Raw genomic sequence first — 25,174 nt, forward strand, 5'->3', positions numbered from 1 at the left:
AAAAGGAGCTTCATACAGATGCCCACCACATATTCACCGCAGCAGATGCTTTCCGCTATTGCTTTCGCTAGTCGCGTGCTAGAGGAACGCAAAGAAGAAGTTAATAGGCTAAATGTGTTTCCTGTGCCCGATGGAGATACGGGCACAAACATGTCGCTTACCATAAAAAGCGTAGTTGATAATATACAGTCACTTTCCGCCGATGCTAATAATCTTGAAGTATTGAAGGCTATAACAACTGGCGCTCTTATGGGTGCGCGCGGTAATTCTGGCGTTATAACGTCGCAAATATTGCGCGGCTTTTGCGAAGGCACTGTGGGTCACACTAAGCTTTCTACTGAAGTTTTGCACAATGCTTTTGCGAAGGCTGAAGAGGTTGCCTTTCAAGCTGTCCGTAAACCAGTTGAGGGTACTATCCTTACAGTTCTTCGCGATAGTGCCGCAGCTGCTGCAAAGGCACATGAAGACCGCCTTACAATAGATGATGCGCTAGAGGCTATAGTGGCTGAAGCGTATGCGTCTGTGCAGCGCACACCCGATTTTCTTCCAGTTTTGAAAGAAAATGGTGTAGTGGATGCCGGTGGGTTTGGGCTTGCAATTCTGTTTGACGCTTTTATGGCATCTTTGCTTGGAAAGGGCGAGCCTGTAGGTATTGCGTTTGGTATTCAGTCAGATGCAGCTCCTAAAGTTGAGATAGAGCAAATTAACGATTGGGAAGATGCTAACTTCCGCTATTGCAACGAATTTTTGGTCGATTCTGATACGTTAGATATCTCTGATGCTTTAGATTTCTTGGCAACTATGGGCGATTGTGAATTGTGCGTGGGCTCTACACCGAAATTCAAGGTTCATGTGCATTCTAACGAGCCGAATAAAGTTCTTGAGTATTTCTTAAATTGCGGTCAGATATCTGAAGTGCATATTCATAACATGGAATTGCAGTCGGCGGATCGCGCGAAAAAGATTGCTAATGAAGAGGTGACAGAGCGCAAACCTATTGGTGTTGTGGCTGTTGCGAACGGCAGCGGTAATGTAGAAATACTTAAAAGCTTAGGTGTGGATAAAGTGGTGTCCGGCGGACAGACCATGAATCCATCTACAAAAGATTTGCTGGATGCTGCAAATTCAGTAAATGCGAATGCTGTTGTTTTCCTGCCTAACAATTCAAACATAATAATGGCAGCTCATAGTGCCTGCGAGCTGTCCGATAAGTCTTGTGGCGTTGTTCCCACTAAGAGTGTTCCGCAAGCGTTTGGTGCTATGTTTGCGCTAGATTCTGAAGTTGGGTTAGAGGAAAACATAGAAGCTATGAGCGAAGCCGCGGCAGATGTGCTAACTGGTGAGGTAACTACCGCTGTGAAAGATTCAAAAGATGCCGATGGCAACCCCATAAAAACAGGTGATGTTATCGGCATATCCGATGGCTCTATTTGCGCCGTTGGCAGCGATGTAGCAAATGTCATAATGGATCTTTTGGCAAAAATGAATGCCGATGATTACGATACGTGCACATTGCTTGCGGGCGATGCTATGACCGATAACGAATTACACAGCATAGCCAAGCGCATAGAAGATGCTTACTGCGAATTAGAAGTAGATGCTCAGCGCGGCGATCAACCGCTTTACCCGATGGTTCTTTCGCTTGAGTAACACCTCTGCAAGACCGTCCGATATCCGTCTTAGAGCAACGCTTGCTTTCGATGAGTCGATAACTTCGGTAGCGGGGGTTAGTTCTAAACGTGCTTGTGAATTACAGCGTATGGGTATGCGGCGCGTGCGCGATTTGCTGCAGAATTTTCCACGGCGCTACATAGATATGAGCTGTGTCTGTAAAGTGGCTGAAGCACCTATTGGGCGCATGGCTACCATTGCGGGTGTTGTGCATGAAGTAAAACTAAAAAAGCCGAAGCCTCGGTTGAAGTTAGTTGAAATTTCTGTCATTGATGAAACCGGTGTAATAATCGTTACTGCATTCAATCAGCCTTGGTTGAAAGATAAGCTGCATGCAGGAGAGCGTGTGGCTTTATCGGGGAAAGTGGAATTTGATTACGGTTTCAAGCGTATGACAAATCCAATAATTGAGCATGTGCAAGGAGAAGTTAGTGGGCTTATACTTTCTGTTCATCCTACTGGTGGCGGTATAAGTCAAAAACAAATGCGCTCTTTAATACGTTCAGCTTTGCAAATTACCTCAGGTGCGCTAGACCCGCTTCCGCTCGAACTTCGCCAGAAGTATCGTCTTATGTCGCGACAAACGGCGCTTCGCTGTGTACATTTTCCCCATACAATGCAAGAAGCTGCGCAGGCGCGGCGCAGATTAGCGTTTGAAGAGTTGCTGTATGTGCAGTTATTAATGATGACTGAAAGCGCGAAGAGGGCAGAGGGGCTAGTGCCGTGTTCGCACACAATTAATGGTAAGCGCGTGTTGCAGCTTTCGGATGCGTTGCCGTTTGAGCTGAGTGCAGGACAGGAGAAGGCAAAGCGCGATTTGCTGCATGTTATGTCGAAGCCTAGCTTGGCAAACCACATGATTTTAGGCGATGTTGGAACAGGCAAAACGGTAGTGGCTGCATTTGGTATGGCTGCTGCGGTAGATTCTGGTGGTCAGGTGCTTATGTTGGCTCCTACCGAGGTTTTGGCAGAGCAGCATGCGCGCACTTTAGGAGATCTGTTTGCATGTGTGGGTATACGTGTAGGCTTGCTAACTGGCTCTACTTCATCAAATGATCGCATGCGTATTTTGAACGACTTATCGTCGGGAAATTTAGATGTGCTTATAGGAACGCATGCACTTATGGAAGATGATGTAGTGCCTGCAAATTGTACATTGGTGGTTATTGATGAGCAGCAGCGCTTTGGTGTAGATCAGCGTGCTAGTTTATTGTCGAAAGGCGCAGCGCCCGATGCTCTTTATCTGACAGCTACACCTATTCCGCGTACTATGGCGCTTGCGCTTTTCGGCAATATGACTTTATCTTATATAAAAGATAGACCAAAAACGGGTTCAGGTAGGCAGACTTACGTGCTTTCTCGAAGCGACAGGGGTAAAGCATACGATGCGGCTAAAGAGGCGCTAGCACAAGGTCAGCAGGTGTATGTGGTGTGTCCACTGGTCGGATTGAACACACAAGAGCGCAACGAGGCAGCGCAGCGACATTCCCACGATGAAGACGATTTTGATTTTTACCCACAAGTTACTATCGAAGGCGCACACGGTGATCCAGATGCGTCTCTTACAGCGGCTGTTGAGGAAGCATCTTTTCTTAGCAGAAACGTATTTCCTGATTACCGTGTAGAGCTAATGTATGGTGGTATGCCCTCAGATGAAAAGCGTGCAGTTATGCAGCGCTTTGCGAATGGCGAGGTCAATGTTTTAGTTACCACTACGGTAGTAGAAGTGGGTATAGATGTTCCCAATGCAACGGTTATGATAATTGAGGATGCCGATAGATTCGGGTTGTCGCAGCTTCATCAATTGCGTGGGCGCGTTGGTCGTGGCGATAAGCCCGGTCAGGTGTTTTTGGTTTCCGCCTCTAAGAAGGAAGGGGCAATTGCGCGTTTATCGGCTTTGCAGCGCACCGATGATGGTTTTGAACTTGCTGAAGAAGATTTAGCTATGCGCCGCGAAGGTGATATCTTAGGCAACAGACAATCTGGTGCATCTGCGCTTAAACTTGTGAATGTAATACGCGATGCGGCTATGATAGAAGAAGCGCATAATAGTGCTGCGGCTATTTTGCAAGCTGATCCGTATTTGCAGGATAGCGAAAATGCGGCTCTAGCGCGCGAAATGCGATCTATTTTCACTGGAGAACAATACGAATACGCAGTAATAGGTGGCTAGTTTATCTCAGAGAAGGTGCAAAATGGGTGATATACGTATCATAGCGGGAATACATGGCTCTCGCCGTATAAAGGCACCCGATTCGGTTGCTCGTCCAACAACCGATCGTGTTCGCGAATCGCTTTTTAGCAGCATTGTCAGTTTACGCGATGGTTTAGATGGGGCGCGTGTGCTAGATGCTTATGCAGGGTCGGGCGCGCTAGGTTTAGAGGCAATGTCGCGCGGCGCGGCGTTTGCCTGTTTTGTGGAGCAAGACTTTAAAGCCATAAAAATAGTACAGGGAAACGCTGAATCGTTGGGATATGGCGCTTCTGATGTGTGTACTGTACAAGCAAATTCTCTAAACGCTGTCAATTTAGAGTCGAAATTATCAGGACTCGGTTTATTTGATGTGGTGTTTCTAGATCCGCCGTATGCCTACAATGCGCACGATGTGCTAGAGCCTATAGTTACTCTTGTTAATCGGGGTATTATTGCTAAGGATGCTCTGATAACTTACGAACACGATGCATCTGTGAATTTAGAAGCCATTTTGCAGATGCTAAACTTTCCGCTAGCTTCTATAAAGCGAAAAAAGTTTGGAAAAATAGCAGTAGATATCTTGGAATACGTATAAATGAACAGCAGAAATGCCTTCATCAAAGTTAAACCGTGTTTTTTCGATACAATATATTGCGTAATACGATAATATGGACAACTATCTGTATTGTACTTGTGCACAATGTAAATGCAACCTAGTGGAAGGGAACGCGAAGAGGGTTGTCTTTGACATTCGCTAAAAAAAGCATGTGCATTCTAATCGCAGTTGCCTTTGCGTTTTCTGCGAGTGTCGCTCCTGTTCCTATAGCATTTGCCGACGAGGATCCTAATGCTGTGCTTGATGCAGCACAGGCTAAACTCGATGAAATATCTAATGAATACAATGAATTAAGTTCTGAAGTTAATGCTTTGCAGTCGCAAATTGACGAATTAGCCGATCAGGTGCTTGCTGCTCAACAGGAAATGATTGAGGGTCGCAAAGCGCTAGGCACAACAGTGCTTTACGAATATCGCGGTGGCTCTGTATCTGCTTTGTTAAACGTATTAATGGGTTCATCCGATATTTCAGAACTTACGCGCAATATGAATTATATTAGCCAGATTATGGATCATCAGGCTGAAGAAATAGAGGTTCAAAAAGACCTGAAAGAGCGTTTCACAAAAATTTCCAACGAACTTACCGTGCAAAAAGACGAACAAAATTTGAAACTAGAAGAGTTGGCTACAAAACGCGAAGAAGCTACTAAGGTGGTTGAGGAAGCTAGCGCGCGCGTGGAAGAGAACAATGCACGCATTGAACAAATGCGCAAACAGGCAGATCAGTTTATATGGGGTGGCGTGCAGGAAGACAATAAGGCACCACAAGCAGATGTGCCCGAGCAAAACACTCTCTCAAACGAAGAAAAAACCGAAACCCAACCGAACAACAACAATACCAATAACAATAATGCTAACACACAGACTGCTCCTAGCGATGTTGCAAATTACCGCACCGTTGTATCATCTGCATATGGCGGGTGGTCTGATAAAAATACGCCAAACCCCGGCACTACAGCTAATGGCTCTATTTGCGACGATAATTCTATGGGTATAGCTATTCCTATGTCTTGGAGCAATCGCGGGAAGTATTATGGTCGTACTGCCGAGATAGTATGGAACGGGCGCGTTGTGTATGCCACAGTGAACGATTGCGGCAATATGGATAAATATGGCTGCGAGATAGATCTGCAACCCGGAGTATGGAAAGCGCTTGATCCTAACTGCACAACATGTGCTCAGTGGGGGCACAGAAAAGTTAAGTATCGTATTCTTTAGCGGATAAATTCTGCTACAGGCGCACACTTGCGTTATAGTTATCCAAACAGGAATCCATAAACATTTCGGACCTGCGCGCCTTTGCGCCATTGGGTTCGTTTGTCATATATTGCGGAAGGCTGGGTTGTTACATGGCGTTAAAAGATGAACTGCGCAAACTTGAACAGGACACTCTTTCCAGTGTTGAAAATGCATCAACCTTACAAGATTTAGAAACTGTGCGCGTTGCGGTGCTGGGCAAATCGGGTTCTTTGACCGGTTATCTTCGCAACATGGGTAATGTTGCTAAAGAGGAAAGAGCTGAGGTTGGTAAAGCGGTTAATGCTGCGCGTCAGGCTGTTGAAGAGGCAATAGATGCACGTAGGGCTGTTTTAGAAGTCGCAGAGATGGATGCACGTATAGAAGCGGGTGCTGTTGATATAACGCTTCCCGGACGCTCTCAGCAAATAGGTTCGCGCCATCTTATAAATCGCATTATCGATGAGGTGTCAGACATATTCTTAGGTCTTGGATATACCGTAGGTGTTGGACCAGAAGTAGAAACCGATTATTACAACTTTACCGCGCTGAACGCTCCGGCTGATCATCCAAGTCGCAGTATGCAGGATACATTTTATGTGCGCGATATGTCTGGAGATTCGGCGGCAGTACGCGGAGAAAGCGATGTGTTGTTGCGCACGCAAACTTCTGGAGCGCAGGTGCATGCAATGGAAGATAAGCCCCTTCCTATATATATGATTGCGCCCGGTAAGGTATATCGTCGAGATGTGGCTGACCCTAGTCATTTACCTCAATTCCACCAGATAGAAGGTTTGGTGGTCGATAAAGGTATTACTTTCGGCGACTTAAAAGGTACGCTTGACCACATGTGCAAACAAATATTTGGTAGCAATCGTAAAACACGCTTTCGGGCGCATTATTTTCCGTTTACCGAGCCATCTGCCGAGGTGGATGTAAGCTGTGGTGTATGCGCAGGCGAAGGGTGCCGCATGTGTAAGGGCACCGGTTGGCTTGAAATATTGGGATGCGGCATGGTAGATCCCAATGTATTACAAATGAGCGGTATAGATCCTGAAATATATTCGGGCTTTGCGTTTGGTGTAGGGGTTGAGCGCATTGCCTGCTTGAAATACAACGTACCTGATTTGCGCATGCTGCTAGAAGGCGATATGCGTTTCCTGCGTCAGTTTTAGGGGTTAAATATGCTTGTATCATTAAAATGGCTTAGCGAATACGTTAACGTACCACAAGATTTGCAAGCTTTTTGCGATAGGCTCGATCTTACGGGTACGGGCGTTGAGGGTGTTGAACATGTAGGCGATGCTTTTGCAAATATCGTTACTGCGCGTATTGTTAGCAAGCAAAAGCACCCCGATTCAGACCATATGTGGGTATGTCTTGTAGATGTAGGTCAAAATAACACAGACGATTCTGGCAATCCGCAACCGCTGCAAATTGTGTGTGGGGCTCAAAATTTCAACGAGGGCGATCACATTGTATGCGCGTTGGTAGGCGCTGAGCTTCCCGGCGACATCAAGATAAAAAAGAGCAAACTTCGCGGTGTTGTTTCTATGGGAATGAATTGCTCCGAGCGCGAACTTGGTCTTGGAAATAATCATGATGGAATAATGATTCTTCCTCAAGATGCCCCTGTAGGTGTTCCCTTCGCAGAATATATGGGTAAAAGCGATACTGTCTTAGACCTTGAGATAACACCAAATCGTCCGGATTGTCTGTCTATATGCGGTATGGCGCGCGAGGTTGGCGCAATGTATTCTACTGATTGGAAAAATCCGCTGCCGGATGCGGCATCAAAGATTGTTATAGAAGGCGAAGCACCTGCAAATGCTGTAACTGTATCTATTGAAGATGCAAAGCGTTGCCCTCGTTATACTGCACGCTTGATAAAGGGTGTCAAAATAGGTCCGTCACCCGATTGGATGGTTGAGCGTCTGGCTGCCATAGGGCAGCGCTCTATCAACAATATAGTGGACGTAACGAACTATATCTTGTTTTTGTATGGTCAGCCGCTGCACGCATTCGACTGTGCCAAGTTGGCTGATGCAAACGGAGACGTAAATGTGGTTGTGCGCGCAGCTAAAGAAGGCGAAAAATTAACGACGCTTGATGGGCAGGAGCGCACGCTTACAAGCGATATGACCGTAATAGCAACACCTAGCGCCGGTGCTGTTGCTTTGGCGGGTGTAATGGGTGGTCTTAGTAGTGAAGTTACCGATAATACGGTGGATATATTCCTAGAAGCAGCTACATTTGAGGCTGGGCGTACAAGCCGTACAAGTCGTAATCTGGGGCTAATATCTGAAAGCTCGATGCGCTATGAGCGCGGCGTAGACGATCACGAAATGATTGAGCGCTCTGCCGCCGCTGCTGCGCTAATGGTTGAAGTTGCAGGCGGTAGTGTTGTGCCGCTAGGTAAAGGCGGATGCGGATATATTGATGAATGGCCGCAGGTCAGTCAGCCAAAGAATTTGAAATTCCGCATGCAGCGCTTCAAAGAGTTTGTTGGTGCCGATATTCCGCAAGACTTTGCCGTAGATGCTCTTCGTCGTTTAGGCTGTGCTGTGGAAAATTCAACCGATGATGTTTTGGATGTGGTTTCACCCACTTTCCGCCCCGATCTCGAGCGCGAGATTGATCTTTACGAAGAGGTTTTGCGTCTTTGGGGAATGGATCGAGTGGCTCCTACTTTGCCTGCTAGTGCTAAGCGTGTTGGTATGCGTACCAAATCTCAGGAGATAAGTGCAAAAGTGAATGAAGTGCTGCGCGCTAGCGGCATGAATGAAACTATGACGTATTCGTTTGCTGAACCTGGCGATATGGCGCGTCTGCGTTTACCTGAAGATGCGCTTGGCATGGCAGTTCAGCTGCTTAATCCACTGAATTCCGATCAGTCGATAATGCGCCAGACTATTTTGCCGGGTCTGATGCGCTCTCTATCGTATAACTTAAGCCGAGGCGTTCATAATGTGCAGTTATATGAAATTGGTACTGTTTTTTCTACGTCTGAAGGACGCAAAAAGCCAAAGGAACGCACAAAAGTAGTAGGCGTTATGGCGGGTGCCATGGGAAATAAATCATGGAATGTGGAATACGCTTCTTTCGATTTCTTTGATGGAAAAGGCGTGCTTGAAAGTATTGCGTATGAATTAGCATTGCCAAAAGTGCGTTTCCGCGCGCTTGATTGCGAAAGCGCGCCGTATTTGCAACCCGGTCGTGCTGCCGAGATGCTATCGGGGGGCAATGTTGTCGGATGGGTTGGAGAAATCCATCCTCTTGTCTGCAAAGAATTTGATATAGATACTGTTGTGGTTGCATTTGAACTAGACATGAATGCGCTGGAAAAATCTACACAATCGGCGCGTCCATATGTGGATGTGCCAGCATTTCCGCCTATTGAGGTAGACCAGAATTTTGTAGTAGGTGAAGATGTTACGCACGAGAAACTTGTACAGGTTATGAATTCTGCTGGTGGTAAGCTACTAGAAGATGTGCGCCTGTTCGATGTGTATCGCGATGATGAGCGTGTTGGTGTTGGGAAGAAATCGATGGCTTATACGCTTACGTATCGCGCCGCCGATCGAACGCTAACAAGTGAAGAAGTAGAGCGCGCACACGAGCGTCTAGTGAATAAGGTTGTCGGTGCAACTGGCGGTGAAGTAAGAGGATAATTCGCTTTGATGTGCGCTATGCGTGAAAGCCAATGATTGCGCTCAGAAGCTGCGCAGCGTTGGCTCCATCATCCGCTTTCGCACATAGCGCGCATCTTTCTATATAGATATTGTTAGCCCGTCCATTGCTGGCTCTACGCGACCATCGTATTGTTTTAGATATTCAATTAGTTGCGCATAGGTTATTGGCTCGTCGTAGTGCATGCACATATGGGTTAGATATATCTTTTTTGCGTCAAGACTGAAGCCCTCAGCTATGCATTCTTGTATGGAGTGGTGGTCGTTCGGATTCCAATTTCGTTTCCAAAACGTGGCATCCATAGCCAATATATCTACGCCGTGAATACGCTCGGTGGTTTCAGGAGGAAGAGGTCCTGTGTCCGATGCGTAAAACAGGCGGGTATTGTTTGTTTCTATAAGGTATCCGTATGTGCCCGGGGCATGCGTTACCGGAAGCGCTGTATATTTCACGCCATCGAATATATGCGAATCAAATGGTTCTAAAGAGTGAAAATCTAAGCAATAATCCATGTAGTGGAATTCGCCAACTATGCCTTGTAGCGCTTCAGGCGATGCATAAATTGGCAATTTTTCGCCTGCACGTTTTAGCTGTACGAGATATTCATATTCACCAAGTCCGCCTATATGGTCGAAATGGCAATGAGTAAATAAGATTTCGTCAACTTGCTTTATGCCTTCTCGCAGAAGTTGGTGGCGGGCATCGGGTGGAGTGTCGATGGCTAGGCTGGATTGCACACCGTTGTTGCCTATTTTGCGCACCATAGCCCCGCAGTCTCCGCGCGCAAGCTTTGGATTATTTCTTGCTTCTTCGCATGCCGGACAATCACAGAAAAAAGACGGTACTCCGCATCCTGCAGCGGTTCCCATAAATGTAAAAGTGTAATCTGCCATAAAAGACCCTCCTTTTATGCCCGATTATAGCCGCATATAGGAAAAGAATTGGTGCTAATCTAGTACATAGGTCACTGTGGTCGCTATAATAATCGAAGCATGCACACAACACGTGCGTTTGTTGTCGTGCCATAAGAAACGAGGAGAAGAGGAAGGTAGATGGCCGAGAATCCAAGCATTTTCGACGAAGACGTGCAATGCATAAAGTCGCTTTGCTATTTCTGCCATGCGAACTGCGGCGTGCTCGCTTACGTCAAAGATGGCGATGTAATTAAGATCGAGGGTGATCCTAATTACTCAAGCCAAGGCGGTCTGTGCTGCCGCGGAACAAGTGCTCTGCTTCATGTAAACCATCCTGCTCGTATAAACCATGCATTAAAGCGTGTGGGCGAGAAAGGTGAAGGGAAATGGGAGCAGATACCCTACGATCAGGCGATTCAAGAGGTTGCCGATAAGCTAAATCAGATCAAAGCTGAATCTGGAGCCGAAGCTGTGGCATCTGCGGGTGGCACCACGCGTACCGACGACTGGGCGCGTAGGCGCTTCCTTAACCAGTTCGGTACACCTAATGGCTTCCATAACGCGCTGCTGTGCTGGATTCCAACCTTCATGGCTGAAACTTGCGTTGCTGGTTGGTCGCCGTTTGAGACTGATTTGGGTGCTGCGCGTTCTCTTATTTTATGGGGCATGAATCCGGCTGCTTCCACTTTGGGCGGCATGCACGGATATACAGATCTGAAGCTAAACGGCATGAAGATGATAGTGGTTGATCCGCGTTATTCTGAGACTGCATCTAAAGCCGATTTGTGGCTGCCGCTGCGTCCCGGTTCTGACGCTGCACTTGCTTTAGCTATGCTGCATACCATCATTTTTGAGGGAATGTATGACATCAACTTTGTTACCGAATGGTGCGAAGGTTTTGACGAGCTGCAAGATCACATGATCGATTACTCGCCTGAATGGGCTGAGCCTATCACATGGCTGCCGGCGGAGAAAATCCGTGAAGCTGCGCGCATGTATGCAATGAATCGTCCGGGCTGCATTCAATGGGGTTGCACGTGGGATCAAAACGGTTCCACTTCCACTACTGCAAGCCATGCTCTTGCGCTTATCCGCGCAATTTGCGGTAACTTAGATATTCCCGGCGGCGACGGTATGCCCGGTCCTGCGCTTAATTTCCTAACTGATGAAGAGCTAGAGCTTAATGAGCTGCTTCCCGAGGAAGTGAAGAGCAAGCAGATTGGTTCTGACAAGTTTAAGCTGACTAGCTGGCCCGGATATCAGATAATATCTGACAATGCGGTGCGTAAATGGGGCAAGACGCTTCCAACCGAGTGGTTCTGCGAGGCTCATGGTCCAAGCATCTTTAAGGCGATCCTTACGGGCGATCCGTATCAGGTGCGCGCTCTAATTTGTAACGCTACAAACCCCATTAACTCTTACGGCGATGCGAAGATGACGCTGGCTGCTTTGAAGAAAGTAGAGTTTTTGGTAGTTGTTGATTATTGGATGACTCCTACTGCTCTGCAAGCCGACTATATATTCCCGGCTGCTGGTGCGCTTGAGCGTCCTACTATCATTACACACTATGGTGCAACCGACTCTTTGATGGGTGGTCGTCGTGCCATACAGCCTAAGTATGATCGCCATACCGATATGGTGTTCTGGCGCAAACTTGGTCTTGCCTGCGGTCAAGATCCAGCAAATTGGCCATGGGAGACTGAAGAAGAAGCGTATTGGGCTGTTATCGAGCCTATGGGACTTCCAATCAATAATTACAACGAGTTTGTTGACAATGTACGTATGTACTTCCCGCCGCTGCATCAGACAAAGTACGTTCAAAATGGTGGTTTCTGGACTCCTTCTGGCAAGGTAGAGTGCAACTCTTCTATCCTGCGCGAACTAGGATATTCCGGTATGCCAATTTACACAGGTATGGCTGAAAGCGAACTGACAACACCTGAAGTTGCTGAAGAATATCCTATTGTTCTAACCACCGGTGGTGGTTTTATGCCATATCACCATTCCGAGCACTTCCAGATGCAGGGAATTCGTTATCTCTATCCCGATCCGTATTTCTGCATCAACCCCGACCTTGCAGATAAGCTAGATATCAAGCAGGGCGATTGGTGTTGGATTGAAACACGCCGCGGTCGTATTAAGATGCGTGCTGGTGTAGAGCCTATTGTTGACCCGCGTGTCGTTATGTGCCCGCGTGGTTGGTGGTTCCCCGAGCGCGATGGCGCGGCTGATCCCGACAATCCGTTTGGTTGCCTAGAGTCGAACGTAAACACTTTAACGTCTGTTGACGATTGGGATTGCGATCCTATGGGCGGTTCTTGGAACAACCGTGGTTTGATGTGCAAGGTGTACAAGTGCGGCGATCTGGATAATGTATTCCGTTCAGAAGACGCACAGTTCTCCATTCCGGGCTCGGCTAAAGAACCCGGCATTCATATGACTTATTCGGAGATGAAGACTTGTCGTGAGCCTATTCCGTTTGAGAAGCCTGCGCCTACTAAAGAAGTGCCCGAGGGCTATGTTTGGACTTGGCAAGACGATCAGCTTTACCAGAAGGGTACCGGTTTCAAACTGGATGAATCTGGTTGGCTAATCGATCCGAAAGATAAGTCTTATGTAGATGCATACACCGGATGGCACTACGATGCTAACCAACAGTGCCTAGTTGATACGTCAACCGGTAAGAAATACACGATGGATCGTCAAGAGATTCAAGAATTGGCTGGAGTGCGTCTGTATCCCGGCACGGCTGAGGCTCCGTTTGAGATTACTAGCCAAGCTCTTATTTGGGACGCCGAAAAGGGCTACGCAACGTTTGCTGGTGCTAAGGGCGAAGGCAAGATTTTTAACCCCGATACTCAGTGGGTTATGGGAATAGAAGACAATGTCTATTATGACCAGCATATGGGTTATGCATACGATCCTAATGAGAACAATCTTGTAGATATGGAAACCGGTGCACGCTACACCATGTCTTATGAGCCAATTAATGCAGGTGTGGCTGAAGCTCATGTTGAGGCTGATGCTGCGGCAGCTGCAATGGCAGACGCGGGCGATTATGCGGATGCGCAGGCTGCGGCTGAGGCATCTGATGAAATAGCTGCGGCGCAGGAGGAGGAATAATGACAAGATACGTCATGGTCATAGATCAGCGGCGCTGCATTGGGTGCCAATCCTGCACCGTTGCTTGCCGCACATGGAACGAGCTTCCGCTCGATATCATCTATAATCCGGTTCTAACTGAAGGCGTTAAAGGCGAATGGCCTAACGTTCATCGTAACTGGATTCCTACGCTGTGCATGCATTGCGAGAAGCCAGCTTGTGTTCCTTGTTGTCCTACTGGAGCTAGCCAGCAAGATGACGACGGCACTGTCTGGATTGATTACGACAAATGCATGGCTTGTCTTGCATGTGTTAATGCGTGTCCTTACGGCATGCGTGATCAGTCGAAGCTGCAACCTGCATTGCATCGCTTTGTGCGCAAGTGCACTTTCTGCCGCGATCGTCGCCAGAATGAACCCGGTCGCGATCCGTATTGCGTACAGACTTGCCATCAGAAGGCTCGTATCTTTGGTGACTTGGATGATCCCGAATCAGAAGTATCGAAACTTATCGGCTCTGTAGAGACATTCCGTCTTCTCGAAGATATGGGTACTGGTCCGCAAATTTACTACATTCCTGACCTTGGAGGTACGGCAAAATGAGACATCACTTTTGGAAATGGCCGATACCCGTTTATCTGTTCCTCGGAGGCTTGGGCGGCGGCATCTTCTGCCTCTCAGCTGTTCTATCTCTCATCTTGTTTCCGGGAATTGAGGCGGTTCCTACGGCTTTGGCATGGCCGTGCTTCATCGGTATCTGCTGCCTTGGCTTTGGCTGCTTGATGTTGGTGGCCGACCTTGGGCAACCTATGGTTTTTTATCGCGCGTTTGTAAAGAGCACAAGCGTTCTTGCTTGGGGTGCTAGATTGCTGACTGTATGCATGATTTTTGGTCTGCTTTGGTTTGTAAGCTATGTGCCTTGGGATTGGTTTAGACCAGTCGCTGACCTGTTCGTCTTCTTCCGCGGATTAAACCTTGCTATTGCTGGTATCGCAGGCACTTGCATCATGCTATACACTGGCATCTTCCTGTCTACCTTGAAATCTCATGCATTTTGGGCTACTCCGGCATTGCCAGTGCTGTTCACCATCTCTGCTCTTTCTACCGCATGCGCAGCCATAGCGCTGTCTATTGGATGGTGGCCCGCAACCACTTCTATATTTACAGAGGCTGGAGTAATGAACATTCTTGCATCTCAAGAGTGCAAGCACATTCTGCATACTGTAGATGTTGTTTTGGTTGTTTGTGAAATAGTGGTATTACTTGTTATGGTGCTTTCTTTCTTGGGTGCTGGCAACAAGACTGCAAATAAGGTTGCTCACAAGTGGGTACACGGTTCTTATGCACTTGCTTTCTGGGGCGGCATGATAGCGGTTGGCTTGGTTTTGCCTGAGCTAATGTACATATTCCTTGATGGCACCATTGCATCAAGTGTTATTGCTCCTGTGTTTGTGCTTTTTGGTGGCTGCCTGCTTCGCTTTATGGTGGTCAACAGCGACGAGCGTGCACCGCTTCCGGGTGAGAATGAATACTTCAACAAGGTTGCTAAGCGCGATGCTGAGTTTGTTACAAAATGGACTTACGGAGAAAATATCTACTAAGATAAACATTTCGTATGTTGCAGCCTTAATAGGTTGAGTTGTAACGAGGAGGGGACCAAAAGGTCCTTTCCTCGTTTATGGGGGGCTTCTGTGGTAGATTTTGAATTCATTGATGCATTGACCGGCGATAAAGTTGGTCTTATTTACACGCAAGGGCAAGCTGCTCTCGCAAAAGTAGATGGCAATGTGCCAAATTGTAAATCTATATTTTTCTCCGGTTGTTCGCTTTTGAATTATGCTATGCCGTTAGTTCCAGCAATTTATAACACCTTGCTAGATGCTGGGGAAGTTGATGGATTATCGGTTTTGTGCTGCGGCAAAATACTAAGTTATGAACCTAATGGCGATGTGTTGCGTGCAAGTTTTGAGGATGAACTGCGCAATGTTGTTGCCGCAACAAGCATAAAGCGGTTCGTTTGTGCTTGTCCAAATTGCGTGAAGGCACTTCGCGATGCATTTTCTAAAGATGTTCGCACGAAAGATATCGCAATAGATGTTTTACCGCAGACACTTGCTGATATCGGCTATAAGCTAAATCCCAAAACATGTGCTCGACTGATTAAAGGGGATGAAAATGCGGAGGTGCTATTCTGTCCGCACGATTCTTGCCCAGATAGAGAGTCCGGCGATTTTGCACGTGGATTGCGGGCTCTTATACCAGATGGTATGTGGGCTGATCCTAAACATGCTTGGAGACGATCTGTTTGTTGTGGGTCATTGCCGCGCGCTGCAGGAAAATTTAAGCAGGCTGATAAGTGTGCCGACATTAATGGTCGCGAAGCGCTAGAAGTAGGCTCTGACGCAATTATTACGGCATGTATGAGCTGCGATTTCCAACTAAATATGGCACAGCCTCATATTCAATGTGTTCACTATTTGGAAATGCTATATGATTGGCGCATAAATTGGTCGCAAGTAGGCGACATGATGAAACTACGCTTTTTGTTTAATGATACATTAGGAGTCATAGATAGCTCTAATACTCAGCGCTTGTTTGAGGGTATGAGTTCGTCTGTTCTCGATAATGTTGAGGACGATTGTGATGAGTGTAGAATCGATTAGATAGAGCGGCGAATGTCTGAGAATATACTGAAGACAAATTGTCATTTCTGTGGATACCTTTGCGGATTGTTGGCAACTGTTAAGGACGGTCGAGTAATTAATCTTGAGCCCGATCCAAGTCGCTATCCTTACGACGAACGCATTTTGGCTGGTTGTCATCGCTGGAAAAAGAATCTGGACATTTTAGATGGTGCCGATCGGGTGAATTATCCCTTGAAGCGAACAGGGGAGCGAGGATCTGGTCAGTGGATGCGCGTATCTTGGGATGAGGCGCTGGATGATATCGCAAATCGTCTTAGTGCTTTGAAGCAAGAATATGGTGCAGGCGTTTTAGCTTCTATGATAGGAGGACCGCATACATCGTTTTGGCCGCTGCATAGATTTATGACTTTGTTTGGTTCGCCGAACAATATGGGGATAGGGCAAATTTGTTGGAATCCTCGTATCTGGATGGATGTAATAACATTTGGATGGACGGTGGAAGCTGACATACGCCCAGAAACCGGGTGTGTGTTTATTTGGGGAACGAATCCTGCCGAATCTGACAATTCAGTATTTTGGCGCACCCTTTTGAAAGTTGGAAAATCGGCGGACACGAAGCTGGTGGTAATTGATCCTCGTTTGACACGTACTGCGAAAGCTGCTGACTTATGGTTGTCGCCCAAACCGGGGACCGACTGCACACTGGCTCTATCGATGTTGAACGTGATAATAGAGCACGAACTATACGATAAGCAGTTTGTTGATGAATGGTGTCATGGTTTCGATGAGCTGGTTGAGCATATTAAGCCTTATACGCCAGAATATGCTGAGAGTATCTGCGGCATCGCGGCTGAAGATATATGCAAAGCGGCATCTTGGTTCGCAAGCCTTGCTCCTAGCGCTTTAATATCTGGCAGAGGTATAGATCAGGTGGGTCAATCTGTAGCGCCAACACACAGAGCAATTTGTTGTTTGCGGGCTATAACTGGCAATATAGATGTTCCGGGTTCTTGTGTTATAGCCGAAGGTAGCGATTTTGTAAGCGAAGCCGATCTTGAGCTAACGCTTCAACACATGGATGAGTTATCCAAGTTGTGCCTGAATACAAAGTATACGCCTCTGCAATGTTATGAGGGCTATAAGCAGGTGGAAGCGCTGACCGAGAAAGCAGGACGAAAGCTGCCGGTTCGATATCTTACATCAGCCCATCCCGATTTGGTTTTGCGCGCTATGGAGACATCTGAGCCGTATGCGGTTCGTGCTTTAATAGTAGAGGCTACAAATCCACTACTCACATATGCTGATACGCATCGTGTATACAATGCCCTTATGGGACTCGACTTAATTGTGGTGCTCGATTATTACATGACTCCTACCGCTCAAATTGCTGACTATGTGCTTCCTTCAGCTGCTGCTATTGAGCGACCTACATTTCAGGCACATGGAGGGGTGGGAAATATTGCTTATGGTGGGGCGGCAGCTGTAAAGCCTTATTATGAAAGAAAAACTGACTACGACATATTCCGTGCCTTGGGTATTAGATTAGGGCAAAAGGAAAATTGGCGTAGCGCTACATTTGAGCAAGCGTGCAGTCAAACTTTGGCTCCTGCTGGAATGTCGTGGGAAGAATACTGCGAACAGGGGTTGTATTTTAGACCACCGGGTTATATGAAGCATTTAATGACCGATGATGAAATGCGTCCATTTGGTTTTGCTACTACTACTGGCAAAATAGAGCTTGCAAGCGAACTATTACCAAAATTGGGTGGACAGAGATTGCCTGAGTCCGGGCATGCCAGACAGCTTTGTTCGTCGGAGTTCATTACTGAAAAGGAATGCGATAACTGGATGCATCTATATCTGATTACGGGTGGCAGAAAGCAGCCCTACAACGCTTCTATGTATATGAATATTCCATCTTTTAGAAAGATGCGTCCTTATCCTGAAGTAGAAATGAATGAAGTTACGGCGAATAGGCTTGGGGTTAAACTTGGTGATAGTGTAATATTGGCAACTGACAATGGGCAAGCCGCTTTCAAAGTAGTAATTGCTTCTATGGCAGATGATTTAATTCATGCCGATTACGGTTGGTGGCACCCCGAATGGGGAGATGATGGTCGATTGGGTGGAATGTGGGAGAGCAACATAAACTGCTTGACATCGTGTTCGCTTGATCAATCGGAGGCTCTTATTGGTACATGGTCGTACAATGCGCTGGATTGTATGGCAAAGAAACTAGATAAAGTACTTAGCTGGGATGAGCCGAGTACCGATATGTAAGGAGATAACGTGGCGGATAGAAAGCAGGCGCTTCTGGTTTTTAGCAAACCTCCAATTCCCGGAATGGTTAAAACTCGCATGACTAAAAAAAACGGTGGATTTTTAACCGATGAACAAGCTGCGCAATTTTTCAAATTATGCCTATACGATGTGTGCGAAGCAAGCATGCAGGCTTTGATGGAGCTGCAAGCTGAAAATGATGCGCTAGTTGAATCTGATCCAACAGCCGATCGTATAACCTACGATTTCTTTATATCTACAACACCTGAATCTAACTTACCTATAATGCGTGATACGTTTGATGCTATAGGTCCTTGGCCGATGGAGATACACTACATAACAGATTCTGGTGCAACGTTCGATGATCATTTTGATGATGCATTTCACCAAATATTTGAAATGGGATATGAGCATATAGTATCTGTTGGTGGCGATATTCCCACTATGCCAAAATCGCACGTTACTCAGGCATTTCAGTGGCTTGATTACTATCATGCACAAGGAACACCCGGTTTTGTGTGCGCACCGTGTCAAGAGTGTGGCACCTCTCTTGTAGGCTTTTCGAGCGATACTCCGATAAATCATCAAGGAGTCTATTACAACAAAAATGGTGTAGCTGCCTTAGATGCCTATATGGCGAAAACGGCAAAAATGAACATCCCCGTTTCTTATTTTTCGCCAATTGCCGACATTGATGAAAAGGTAGATTTAGCACACGCCATATCTTGCATGAGAGCAATAGAGCAAGCTGCGCAATATCAACATGAGCTGTTTATTCCAAGTCGCGTGCTTCGCTGGGTTGACTTTATGGGAATTACTGTAAGCACGCCGCCTAATGAAGAGCATGATCCGCGTCAGTATATCGACTCTGAAAATTAGGAATTTACCTAGAAACTTTAACATTACAAATTCGCTATTGAAGTAGGGAAAATTTGAGAAGAGAACTTCACAAAACAGGGGCTCTTTGTCCAACGTGTTTGAAGGAATATCCAGCTGAAGTGTTTGCCGATGATGACGGCGTTGTATGGATGGGTCGCACATGTCCTGAGCATGGTTACTTAGAAACTAGGATGTGGCCCGACGCACAACACTATGAATGGTTGCGAACGCATGCCTTTCCAAAAGTTCGTCCTGCAAACCCCGAGCCTATAGTTGATGCGTGTCCGTTTGGGTGCGGTACATGCGCACGTCACCAACGGCGCGGCACGCTGCTTGAAATAGAAGTTACCCGTAACTGCAATTTGCATTGTCCGGTATGTTTCGCCAGTTCGGAAAGTGGGGAATACGATCCTACTTTAGAAGAAATAAGCGCGATGTATGATGCGATAGAAAGCGCGGTCGGTCTGGACGGAGCTGTGCAGTTAACCGGTGGTGAGCCCACTACTCGTAAAGACTTACACGAGATTATATTCATGGGTCGCAGCAAAGGCTTTTGGGGTATAGAAGTAAACACAAACGGACTTGTTATAGCGCAGCGATCTGGGTATTTGGAAGACTTAGTGGCTGCCGGTCTTACTGGGGTTTATTTGTCATTCGACGGGCTTACGGGTAATGTTTATGAGGCTACATGTGGGCGCGACATACTAGATGTAAAGTTGCGCGCTATTAAGCGATGCCGCGAAGTGGGTATTCAAGTTGTGCTGTCAGTTGCCGTAGTTGCCGGTTTGAACGATGGTCAATTGGGCGATATTCTTCGTTTCGCTATGGAAAACTCTGATGTAGTAGCTGGCATTGCGTTGCAGCCCGCGTTTACATCTGGACGTTTTGATGCGCATCGTGTTAAGCCTATGAGTTCGGGTGATGTAATTTTTGCTTTGGCGGAGCAGTCTGATGGACTCTTAGATGTTCACGATATATGGCCGCTAGGTTGTTCTAATCCGCTTTGTGACACAGGCGTATTCTTGGTGAAAAGCGAAGATGCCGAACATGAAAGCGGCTTTTATCCTGCTACGCGCAGAATGACTCAGACCGAATATGAGCAAGGCTACAGCCCAGATTCGCCGCAAGGATCGGTATTTTTAGACATACTTTATAAAAAGGGTGTTCAAGTAGAAGATGGTATATCAATTATCATAATGAACTATATGGACGCATTTAGTATGGATACGCAGCGTCTTCGTGAATGTTCAATGATGGTAGCGATGCCCGATGGGCGCGCTATTCCGTTCTGTTCGTATCATCTTACCGATACGGCGGGTCGGCGAATATATCCGCCATGGTGCAAGGAGGATATAAATGGCTGATTATCGTATTAAGCATAATCCTGACGTTTGTGTGAAGTGCGGGCTGTGTGTGGCATTTTGCCCATGCGAGATGCTGGGTATAGGAAGCGACGGATATCCTACAGTTTTAAATATAGACGAATGCGTCGGATGTATGACTTGTTCGGGGAATTGCCCTAAGCGTGCTTTGTCCGTAGAGGCTACAGGAGATTCTTCATTCGACCCATTCAAGGACGAGCCGCGTGCTAAACCGATATCTTTAGAGACGCAGCAGCTTTACGAGCAATGGCAAGATATATCAATGGAAAAACTTGGTTTACGCTGGCAACCTGTTGCGGTTAGTCTTATAGAAAAAGATGAATTACTGCCAGACGTGCCTATGCCTGCCGAGAATTTGCGCTTCTGCCAAGCGATGATGGCAGCTAGGAGGGGTGCTAGTATTTTGATGCCACCTTTCCGTCATTCTTGTCCGGATGGCACATCCATTTTTGGGATGACCGGTGTGCCTGAAAAGCTGGCAACAGGCGAGATATATGTGCTTTTTCACAAACTTGTAAACGCTGAAGCTGCAGCCCAAATGGTAGCCGAGCGACCTACGCTGCCACCGCATAGTCGCCGCGCTACGTATGTTGCGCCGCTTGCAAAAACGCTGCGCAAGCCCGAAGTGGTTGTGTTTACGGGTACCCCTGAACAGATGATGTGGCTATGTATGTCTATGAGCTACTACACTGGGCATCGTTTTGATTTTCATGCAAGTGGTTATAACTCTATGTGCGTAGAGGCGGTTTTGTACCCCATGATGGAAGACCAGCCTAACATTACATTTGGTTGTTATGGGTGTCGCGCGGCAAGTGATATAGGTGAAGATATGATGTTTATGGGTATGCCTACATCTGCTATGCCTACAGTCGTTCGCGGATTAACTGAATTGGCTAAGAAAGCCATTCCGGATTCGCGCAACAAGATATATGTCCCACCTATTATGTAGTGGTGTCCTATGACTGCACTATTTACTTTACGTTCTGCAGCTGAACTCGATCGTCAAGCGCTTGAATTGATGCTTGGCATGGAAGGTATGGATACATTTGATAGCTTAGAAGGTGTTACGGTTGCAGTTAATGAAGCCGATGAAGTGGTAGGCTTCATTCGCATTGCGATAGGGGAAAACGGCAAAGCATATGTAAACCCTGTAGTAGTTTTTCCGACTTGGCGCGGGTATGGCGTAGGAAGTTTTTTAACCGATGCGGCTTTGGCACAATACGGTGAGCTTCGTTTGGTTTCTCGCGGTGCTTCGAAGCCGTTTTACGACAAGATGGGCTTTCAATGCTGCGATTGGAGTTTAATTGTGCATGGGGTTTCTGAGGACTGTGATAATTGTAGCTGGCGCGAAGAATGCAGACCACAGCCGATGAGGCGTATGTTGTAAAACTGAATTTCTCGATAATAAAAAAGCCCGTATGCGGGCTTTTTTACTCTTCATACATTGGGTGCGAACATTCAGGTGTAGGTGGAAGATCTATTCCCAGTGCGGTAGCTGCTTGAGCACGCAATTCTTGAAGCGTTAACGTATAGCAAGCCAATGCATCTATCCAGCGCCGCAGGCACTTATAGCCTTTATCTGTAAGGGAAAACATGCGTTTCGCTGAACCTTCTGCCGGCATTTCCCATTCCGATGTAACAAGCCCAGATTCCTCCATACGTTTAAGGGCACGATAAATTCCTGTTGCATCTGGCTTCTTGCCGCCAAACATTGGAGAGCCGGCAGCTTTTTGCACAATAATATAGCCATGCATAGGCTTTTGATACTGTGCCATTATTATAAGTATGGTCGGTTGCGACAATCTATTGAGCGACTTACCTAATTCGGCGCATTCTTTAAGATCTTCGTCGGATCTTGGATGACAGTTGCCCCACATAATGGATGCCTCTTCTAAAGTGATTTGGTCAGTAACATATAAATTAAATCATAAATATTATCAGAGAGCCAATATTTTATTTCTGAAGGGTTTGAATAGTGCGATATTTCAAAAATGCACATTATGAAAATATGCACTATTAACACTTTTGACATTGATTGTGCGGTACTAAGTGATTCCATTACAATGCTTGCATACCTATTTGAAAGTCGGTGGAATATGTGTGGGATAGTCGGTTATACAGGAAATAAACCTGCGTGTAACATACTTCTTGAGGGGCTTAGTCGCCTAGAATATCGCGGATACGATTCAGCTGGTGTGGCTGTTCAAGACGAAGATTCTACTAATGTGGTCTGTAGGCGAGGCAGGGTGTCAGAACTTCAGGCTTCGCTTAATTCTTTAGATATACAGGGGTTTTGTGGCATTGGACACACCAGATGGGCGACGCATGGTAGACCATCAGAGGCTAATGCGCACCCGCATACTTCATGCGATGGTCGCATATCTATTGTTCACAATGGCATAATTGAAAATTTTGGGGAATTACGCGAGAGTCTTGAAGGCGCAGGGCATCACTTTAGAAGCGATACAGATTCTGAGGTGGTAGCGCATCTTATTGAAGATGCATACAAGAAATCGCTGCAAAGAGAATATGACAACAAGTTGCTTGCTTTTGTTGATGCTGTTTCAGAGGCTACATCGCACTTGGTCGGTTCTTATGCGCTTGCTGTTATGAATGATGATTTTCCTTCTGCTATTGTGGCTACTAGGAAAGATTCTCCGCTTGTAGTAGGCATGGGTGAAACGGGGGCATATGTTGCATCCGATGTTATAGCCATGCTTGATTCCACGCGCAATATTCAAGTACTTTCAGATTATCAACTAGCTCTGCTTACCCCTAACTCAATAACGTGTTTTGAACAGGGTAGCGCGGGCTTGAACGAAATTGATGTGCCAATTACTTATATAGATTGGGATATTGATTTGGCGGAAAAAACTGGATATCCCGATTTTATGCTGAAAGAAATTTATGAGCAGCCTAGAGTAATTCGCGATACTCTGGCAGGCAGATTGGTAGGCAATAGCGTTTCTATAGATGAACTTACATTAAGTCCTGAAGAGTTAAATCTGATAGATCGCGTATACGTTATAGCGTGTGGCACCAGTTACCATGCTGGTCTTATAGCAAAAAACTTGATAGAGGGTTGGGCGCGCATTCCATGCGAAGTTGAAGTTGCTAGCGAATTTCGCTACAGAAATCCAATAATCACGCCTACTACACTTGTTGTTGCGGTTTCGCAATCAGGTGAAACAGCTGATACATTGGCTGCTATTCGCGATGCACGAGTGAAAGGTGCTCGTGTTTTTGGTATAACGAATGTTGTGGGCAGCCCTGTGGCGCGCGAGTCTGATGGTGTTATTTACACAAAGGCGAACAAAGAGATAGCTGTTGCGTCTACAAAAAGTTTTCTTGGACAAGTGGTGTCGTTGACGCTTTTGGCTATGCTGTTAGCGCAAACAAGAGGAAAACTAACAAGCGCTCATATTCGTCAGCTTTATAGCGAGTTAGCCGATACTGCTGAAATGGTAGAGCGCATTCTTTCTGACACGACTGATATAGATAAGGCTGCACAAGCTTGTAAAGATGCGACAAGCGCACTATTCATAGGGCGCGGAATGGGTGCTGCTGTAGCTCATGAGGGTGCTTTAAAGCTGAAAGAAATAAGCTATTTACATGCTGAATCGTATGCGGCAGGTGAAATGAAGCACGGACCTATTGCGCTTATTGACGAGGGTTTTCCCGTAATAGCCATAGCAACGAATTCTCCTACATACGATAAAGTTTTGTCGAATTTGCAGGAGAGCCGTGCGCGTGGTGCCATGGTGGTGGCAATCGCTACGGAAGGTGACGAGGATATAAAATCTCATGCCGACTACGTAATATATATTCCGCATGTTCGCGATGCATTAAGTCCCATTCTTGCAAGTGTTCCGCTGCAGCTTTTCGCGCGTTCTATTGCTTTGTCGCGCGGATGCGATGTAGACCAGCCGCGCAATCTCGCTAAATCTGTGACGGTGGAATAATGGCTAGATCGAAAAAAGTACAAGCTGCTATAGACGATGCAATGTCGATGCATGTTGCAGAAGGTCAGGTTGGATTAGGCGTCGATATAGTGGAGGTTTCCCGCATTCGCGAAATATTGAAGCGCTCTCCGGCGTTTTCGCGAAGAGCTTTTTCGCAAGAAGAGCAAAACTACTGTAATGCTACAGCCGATCCGGCGCTACACTACGCTACTCGATTTGCTGCTAAGGAAGCTGTAGTGAAAGCTCTTGGCACGGGTTTTGCTGAAGGTATTGGAGTTCGCGATATTGAGGTTAGAAGATCCAAAAACGGAAGACCATTTGCGGTGCTTACAGGAAACGCCAAGCGAAAAGCAGTTGATATGGGTGTTAGGGAAATTCCTATATCTTTGTCGTATACAGCAACCGATGCTATTGCTTGCGCTATAGCAATAACCGAGGCTTCCATACGCGCCGGCGAGAAGCGAGTTGATATGACAGAAGAACTTTCGCGTCAGTTTAAGGAAGCGCGGGGCATGCTAGATGAAATTCCTGCACAAAAGTCTGAATGTGTAAATTCGTCAGTGGTTATCCCAGATGCTAAATTTGCTAACTTATAGTATTAGGGA

At 46.5% G+C, this 25,174-nt stretch carries 19 protein-coding genes; 17 read left to right on the top strand and 2 right to left on the bottom strand.

What is annotated here, in order from left to right:
- Window positions 1-18 precede the first annotated feature (18 nt).
- The 6 genes from G7Y46_RS00855 to pheT all read left to right on the top strand — a co-directional run bounded on the left by G7Y46_RS00855 (window position 19) and on the right by pheT (window position 9,387).
- Complete coding sequence (locus tag G7Y46_RS00855) at window positions 19-1,650, top strand: DAK2 domain-containing protein (RefSeq protein ID WP_165251728.1); 1,632 nt, start codon at window positions 19-21, stop codon at window positions 1,648-1,650.
- The gene (locus G7Y46_RS00860; RefSeq protein ID WP_241156990.1) at window positions 1,643-3,844 is read left to right on the top strand and encodes an ATP-dependent DNA helicase RecG; all 2,202 of its coding nucleotides are present in this window, start codon (window positions 1,643-1,645) and stop codon (window positions 3,842-3,844) included. The genes G7Y46_RS00855 and G7Y46_RS00860 overlap by 8 nt, the downstream gene beginning before the upstream one ends.
- 22 nt (window positions 3,845-3,866) lie before the next feature.
- The gene (rsmD, locus tag G7Y46_RS00865) at window positions 3,867-4,460 is read left to right on the top strand and encodes a 16S rRNA (guanine(966)-N(2))-methyltransferase RsmD (protein ID WP_165251732.1); all 594 of its coding nucleotides are present in this window, start codon (window positions 3,867-3,869) and stop codon (window positions 4,458-4,460) included.
- Window positions 4,461-4,609: 149 nt separating this feature from the next.
- Window positions 4,610-5,698, top strand: a complete 1,089-nt coding sequence (locus G7Y46_RS00870; RefSeq protein WP_165251734.1) for a hypothetical protein — start codon at window positions 4,610-4,612, stop codon at window positions 5,696-5,698.
- Window positions 5,699-5,829: 131 nt separating this feature from the next.
- Window positions 5,830-6,891: a phenylalanine--tRNA ligase subunit alpha gene (pheS, locus tag G7Y46_RS00875; protein ID WP_165251736.1), complete on the top strand. Its 1,062-nt coding sequence runs from the start codon at window positions 5,830-5,832 to the stop codon at window positions 6,889-6,891.
- A 9-nt stretch (window positions 6,892-6,900) separates the two neighbouring features.
- Window positions 6,901-9,387, top strand: coding sequence for a phenylalanine--tRNA ligase subunit beta (gene pheT / locus G7Y46_RS00880; protein ID WP_165251738.1), 2,487 nt, complete (start codon window positions 6,901-6,903; stop codon window positions 9,385-9,387).
- A 99-nt stretch (window positions 9,388-9,486) separates the two neighbouring features.
- On the opposite strand, the gene G7Y46_RS00885 is transcribed toward pheT, so the two are convergent.
- Window positions 9,487-10,299, bottom strand: coding sequence for an MBL fold metallo-hydrolase (locus G7Y46_RS00885; protein ID WP_165251740.1), 813 nt, complete (start codon window positions 10,297-10,299; stop codon window positions 9,487-9,489).
- Window positions 10,300-10,458: 159 nt separating this feature from the next.
- Here G7Y46_RS00885 and G7Y46_RS00890 point away from each other — a divergent pair, with 159 nt between their 5' ends.
- The 9 genes from G7Y46_RS00890 to G7Y46_RS00930 all read left to right on the top strand — a co-directional run bounded on the left by G7Y46_RS00890 (window position 10,459) and on the right by G7Y46_RS00930 (window position 21,994).
- Window positions 10,459-13,443 (top strand): molybdopterin-dependent oxidoreductase, encoded by a 2,985-nt coding sequence (locus tag G7Y46_RS00890; RefSeq protein WP_165251742.1) that lies wholly within the window; start codon window positions 10,459-10,461, stop codon window positions 13,441-13,443.
- Window positions 13,443-14,024: a 4Fe-4S dicluster domain-containing protein gene (locus G7Y46_RS00895; protein WP_165060558.1), complete on the top strand. Its 582-nt coding sequence runs from the start codon at window positions 13,443-13,445 to the stop codon at window positions 14,022-14,024. Before G7Y46_RS00890 ends, G7Y46_RS00895 begins: the two co-directional genes overlap by 1 nt.
- On the top strand, window positions 14,021-15,022 hold the full coding sequence (nrfD, locus tag G7Y46_RS00900) for an NrfD/PsrC family molybdoenzyme membrane anchor subunit (protein WP_165251744.1): 1,002 nt from the start codon (window positions 14,021-14,023) through the stop codon (window positions 15,020-15,022). The genes G7Y46_RS00895 and nrfD overlap by 4 nt, the downstream gene beginning before the upstream one ends.
- Before the next feature lie 90 nt (window positions 15,023-15,112).
- On the top strand, window positions 15,113-16,084 hold the full coding sequence (locus tag G7Y46_RS00905; protein ID WP_165251746.1) for a heterodisulfide reductase-related iron-sulfur binding cluster: 972 nt from the start codon (window positions 15,113-15,115) through the stop codon (window positions 16,082-16,084).
- A gap of 12 nt (window positions 16,085-16,096) precedes the next feature.
- The gene (locus G7Y46_RS00910) at window positions 16,097-18,346 is read left to right on the top strand and encodes a molybdopterin-dependent oxidoreductase (protein ID WP_165251748.1); all 2,250 of its coding nucleotides are present in this window, start codon (window positions 16,097-16,099) and stop codon (window positions 18,344-18,346) included.
- 9 nt (window positions 18,347-18,355) lie between these two features.
- Window positions 18,356-19,225 (top strand): DUF2064 domain-containing protein, encoded by an 870-nt coding sequence (locus G7Y46_RS00915; protein ID WP_165060546.1) that lies wholly within the window; start codon window positions 18,356-18,358, stop codon window positions 19,223-19,225.
- A 53-nt stretch (window positions 19,226-19,278) separates the two neighbouring features.
- Window positions 19,279-20,589: a radical SAM protein gene (locus tag G7Y46_RS00920; protein ID WP_165251750.1), complete on the top strand. Its 1,311-nt coding sequence runs from the start codon at window positions 19,279-19,281 to the stop codon at window positions 20,587-20,589.
- Window positions 20,582-21,556 (top strand): DUF169 domain-containing protein, encoded by a 975-nt coding sequence (locus tag G7Y46_RS00925; protein WP_165251752.1) that lies wholly within the window; start codon window positions 20,582-20,584, stop codon window positions 21,554-21,556. Before G7Y46_RS00920 ends, G7Y46_RS00925 begins: the two co-directional genes overlap by 8 nt.
- 9 nt (window positions 21,557-21,565) lie before the next feature.
- Window positions 21,566-21,994, top strand: coding sequence for a GNAT family N-acetyltransferase (locus G7Y46_RS00930; protein WP_165251754.1), 429 nt, complete (start codon window positions 21,566-21,568; stop codon window positions 21,992-21,994).
- 43 nt (window positions 21,995-22,037) lie between these two features.
- Here the strand turns inward: G7Y46_RS00930 and G7Y46_RS00935 are convergent, their stop codons facing one another.
- Complete coding sequence (locus G7Y46_RS00935; RefSeq protein ID WP_165060538.1) at window positions 22,038-22,484, bottom strand: PadR family transcriptional regulator; 447 nt, start codon at window positions 22,482-22,484, stop codon at window positions 22,038-22,040.
- 219 nt (window positions 22,485-22,703) lie between these two features.
- Here G7Y46_RS00935 and glmS point away from each other — a divergent pair, with 219 nt between their 5' ends.
- Together glmS and acpS are read left to right on the top strand one after the other, a co-directional pair.
- Window positions 22,704-24,569 (top strand): glutamine--fructose-6-phosphate transaminase (isomerizing), encoded by a 1,866-nt coding sequence (gene glmS / locus G7Y46_RS00940; RefSeq protein WP_165251756.1) that lies wholly within the window; start codon window positions 22,704-22,706, stop codon window positions 24,567-24,569.
- Entirely contained in the window at window positions 24,569-25,165 is a 597-nt protein-coding gene (gene acpS / locus G7Y46_RS00945) for a holo-ACP synthase (protein WP_165251758.1), read from the top strand. The genes glmS and acpS overlap by 1 nt, the downstream gene beginning before the upstream one ends.
- Window positions 25,166-25,174 lie beyond the last annotated feature (9 nt).

The organism is Adlercreutzia sp. ZJ304 (assembly GCF_011039075.1).
In the GTDB taxonomy this organism is placed as follows: domain Bacteria; phylum Actinomycetota; class Coriobacteriia; order Coriobacteriales; family Eggerthellaceae; genus Adlercreutzia_A.

What these genes read in the sequence shown, in the direction of transcription:
- nrfD (WP_165251744.1), top strand. Translation starts at nt 14,021, where the DNA reads ATGAGACATCACTTTTGGAAATGGCCGATACCCGTTTATCTGTTCCTC.
- acpS (WP_165251758.1), top strand. Translation starts at nt 24,569, where the DNA reads ATGGCTAGATCGAAAAAAGTACAAGCTGCTATAGACGATGCAATGTCG.
- G7Y46_RS00930 (WP_165251754.1), top strand. Translation starts at nt 21,566, where the DNA reads ATGACTGCACTATTTACTTTACGTTCTGCAGCTGAACTCGATCGTCAA.
- G7Y46_RS00910 (WP_165251748.1), top strand. Translation starts at nt 16,097, where the DNA reads ATGTCTGAGAATATACTGAAGACAAATTGTCATTTCTGTGGATACCTT.
- pheS (WP_165251736.1), top strand. Translation starts at nt 5,830, where the DNA reads ATGGCGTTAAAAGATGAACTGCGCAAACTTGAACAGGACACTCTTTCC.
- G7Y46_RS00895 (WP_165060558.1), top strand. Translation starts at nt 13,443, where the DNA reads ATGACAAGATACGTCATGGTCATAGATCAGCGGCGCTGCATTGGGTGC.
- pheT (WP_165251738.1), top strand. Translation starts at nt 6,901, where the DNA reads ATGCTTGTATCATTAAAATGGCTTAGCGAATACGTTAACGTACCACAA.
- G7Y46_RS00885 (WP_165251740.1), bottom strand. Translation starts at nt 10,299, where the DNA reads ATGGCAGATTACACTTTTACATTTATGGGAACCGCTGCAGGATGCGGA.
- G7Y46_RS00890 (WP_165251742.1), top strand. Translation starts at nt 10,459, where the DNA reads ATGGCCGAGAATCCAAGCATTTTCGACGAAGACGTGCAATGCATAAAG.
- glmS (WP_165251756.1), top strand. Translation starts at nt 22,704, where the DNA reads ATGTGTGGGATAGTCGGTTATACAGGAAATAAACCTGCGTGTAACATA.
- G7Y46_RS00925 (WP_165251752.1), top strand. Translation starts at nt 20,582, where the DNA reads ATGGCTGATTATCGTATTAAGCATAATCCTGACGTTTGTGTGAAGTGC.
- rsmD (WP_165251732.1), top strand. Translation starts at nt 3,867, where the DNA reads ATGGGTGATATACGTATCATAGCGGGAATACATGGCTCTCGCCGTATA.
- G7Y46_RS00855 (WP_165251728.1), top strand. Translation starts at nt 19, where the DNA reads ATGCCCACCACATATTCACCGCAGCAGATGCTTTCCGCTATTGCTTTC.
- G7Y46_RS00935 (WP_165060538.1), bottom strand. Translation starts at nt 22,484, where the DNA reads ATGTGGGGCAACTGTCATCCAAGATCCGACGAAGATCTTAAAGAATGC.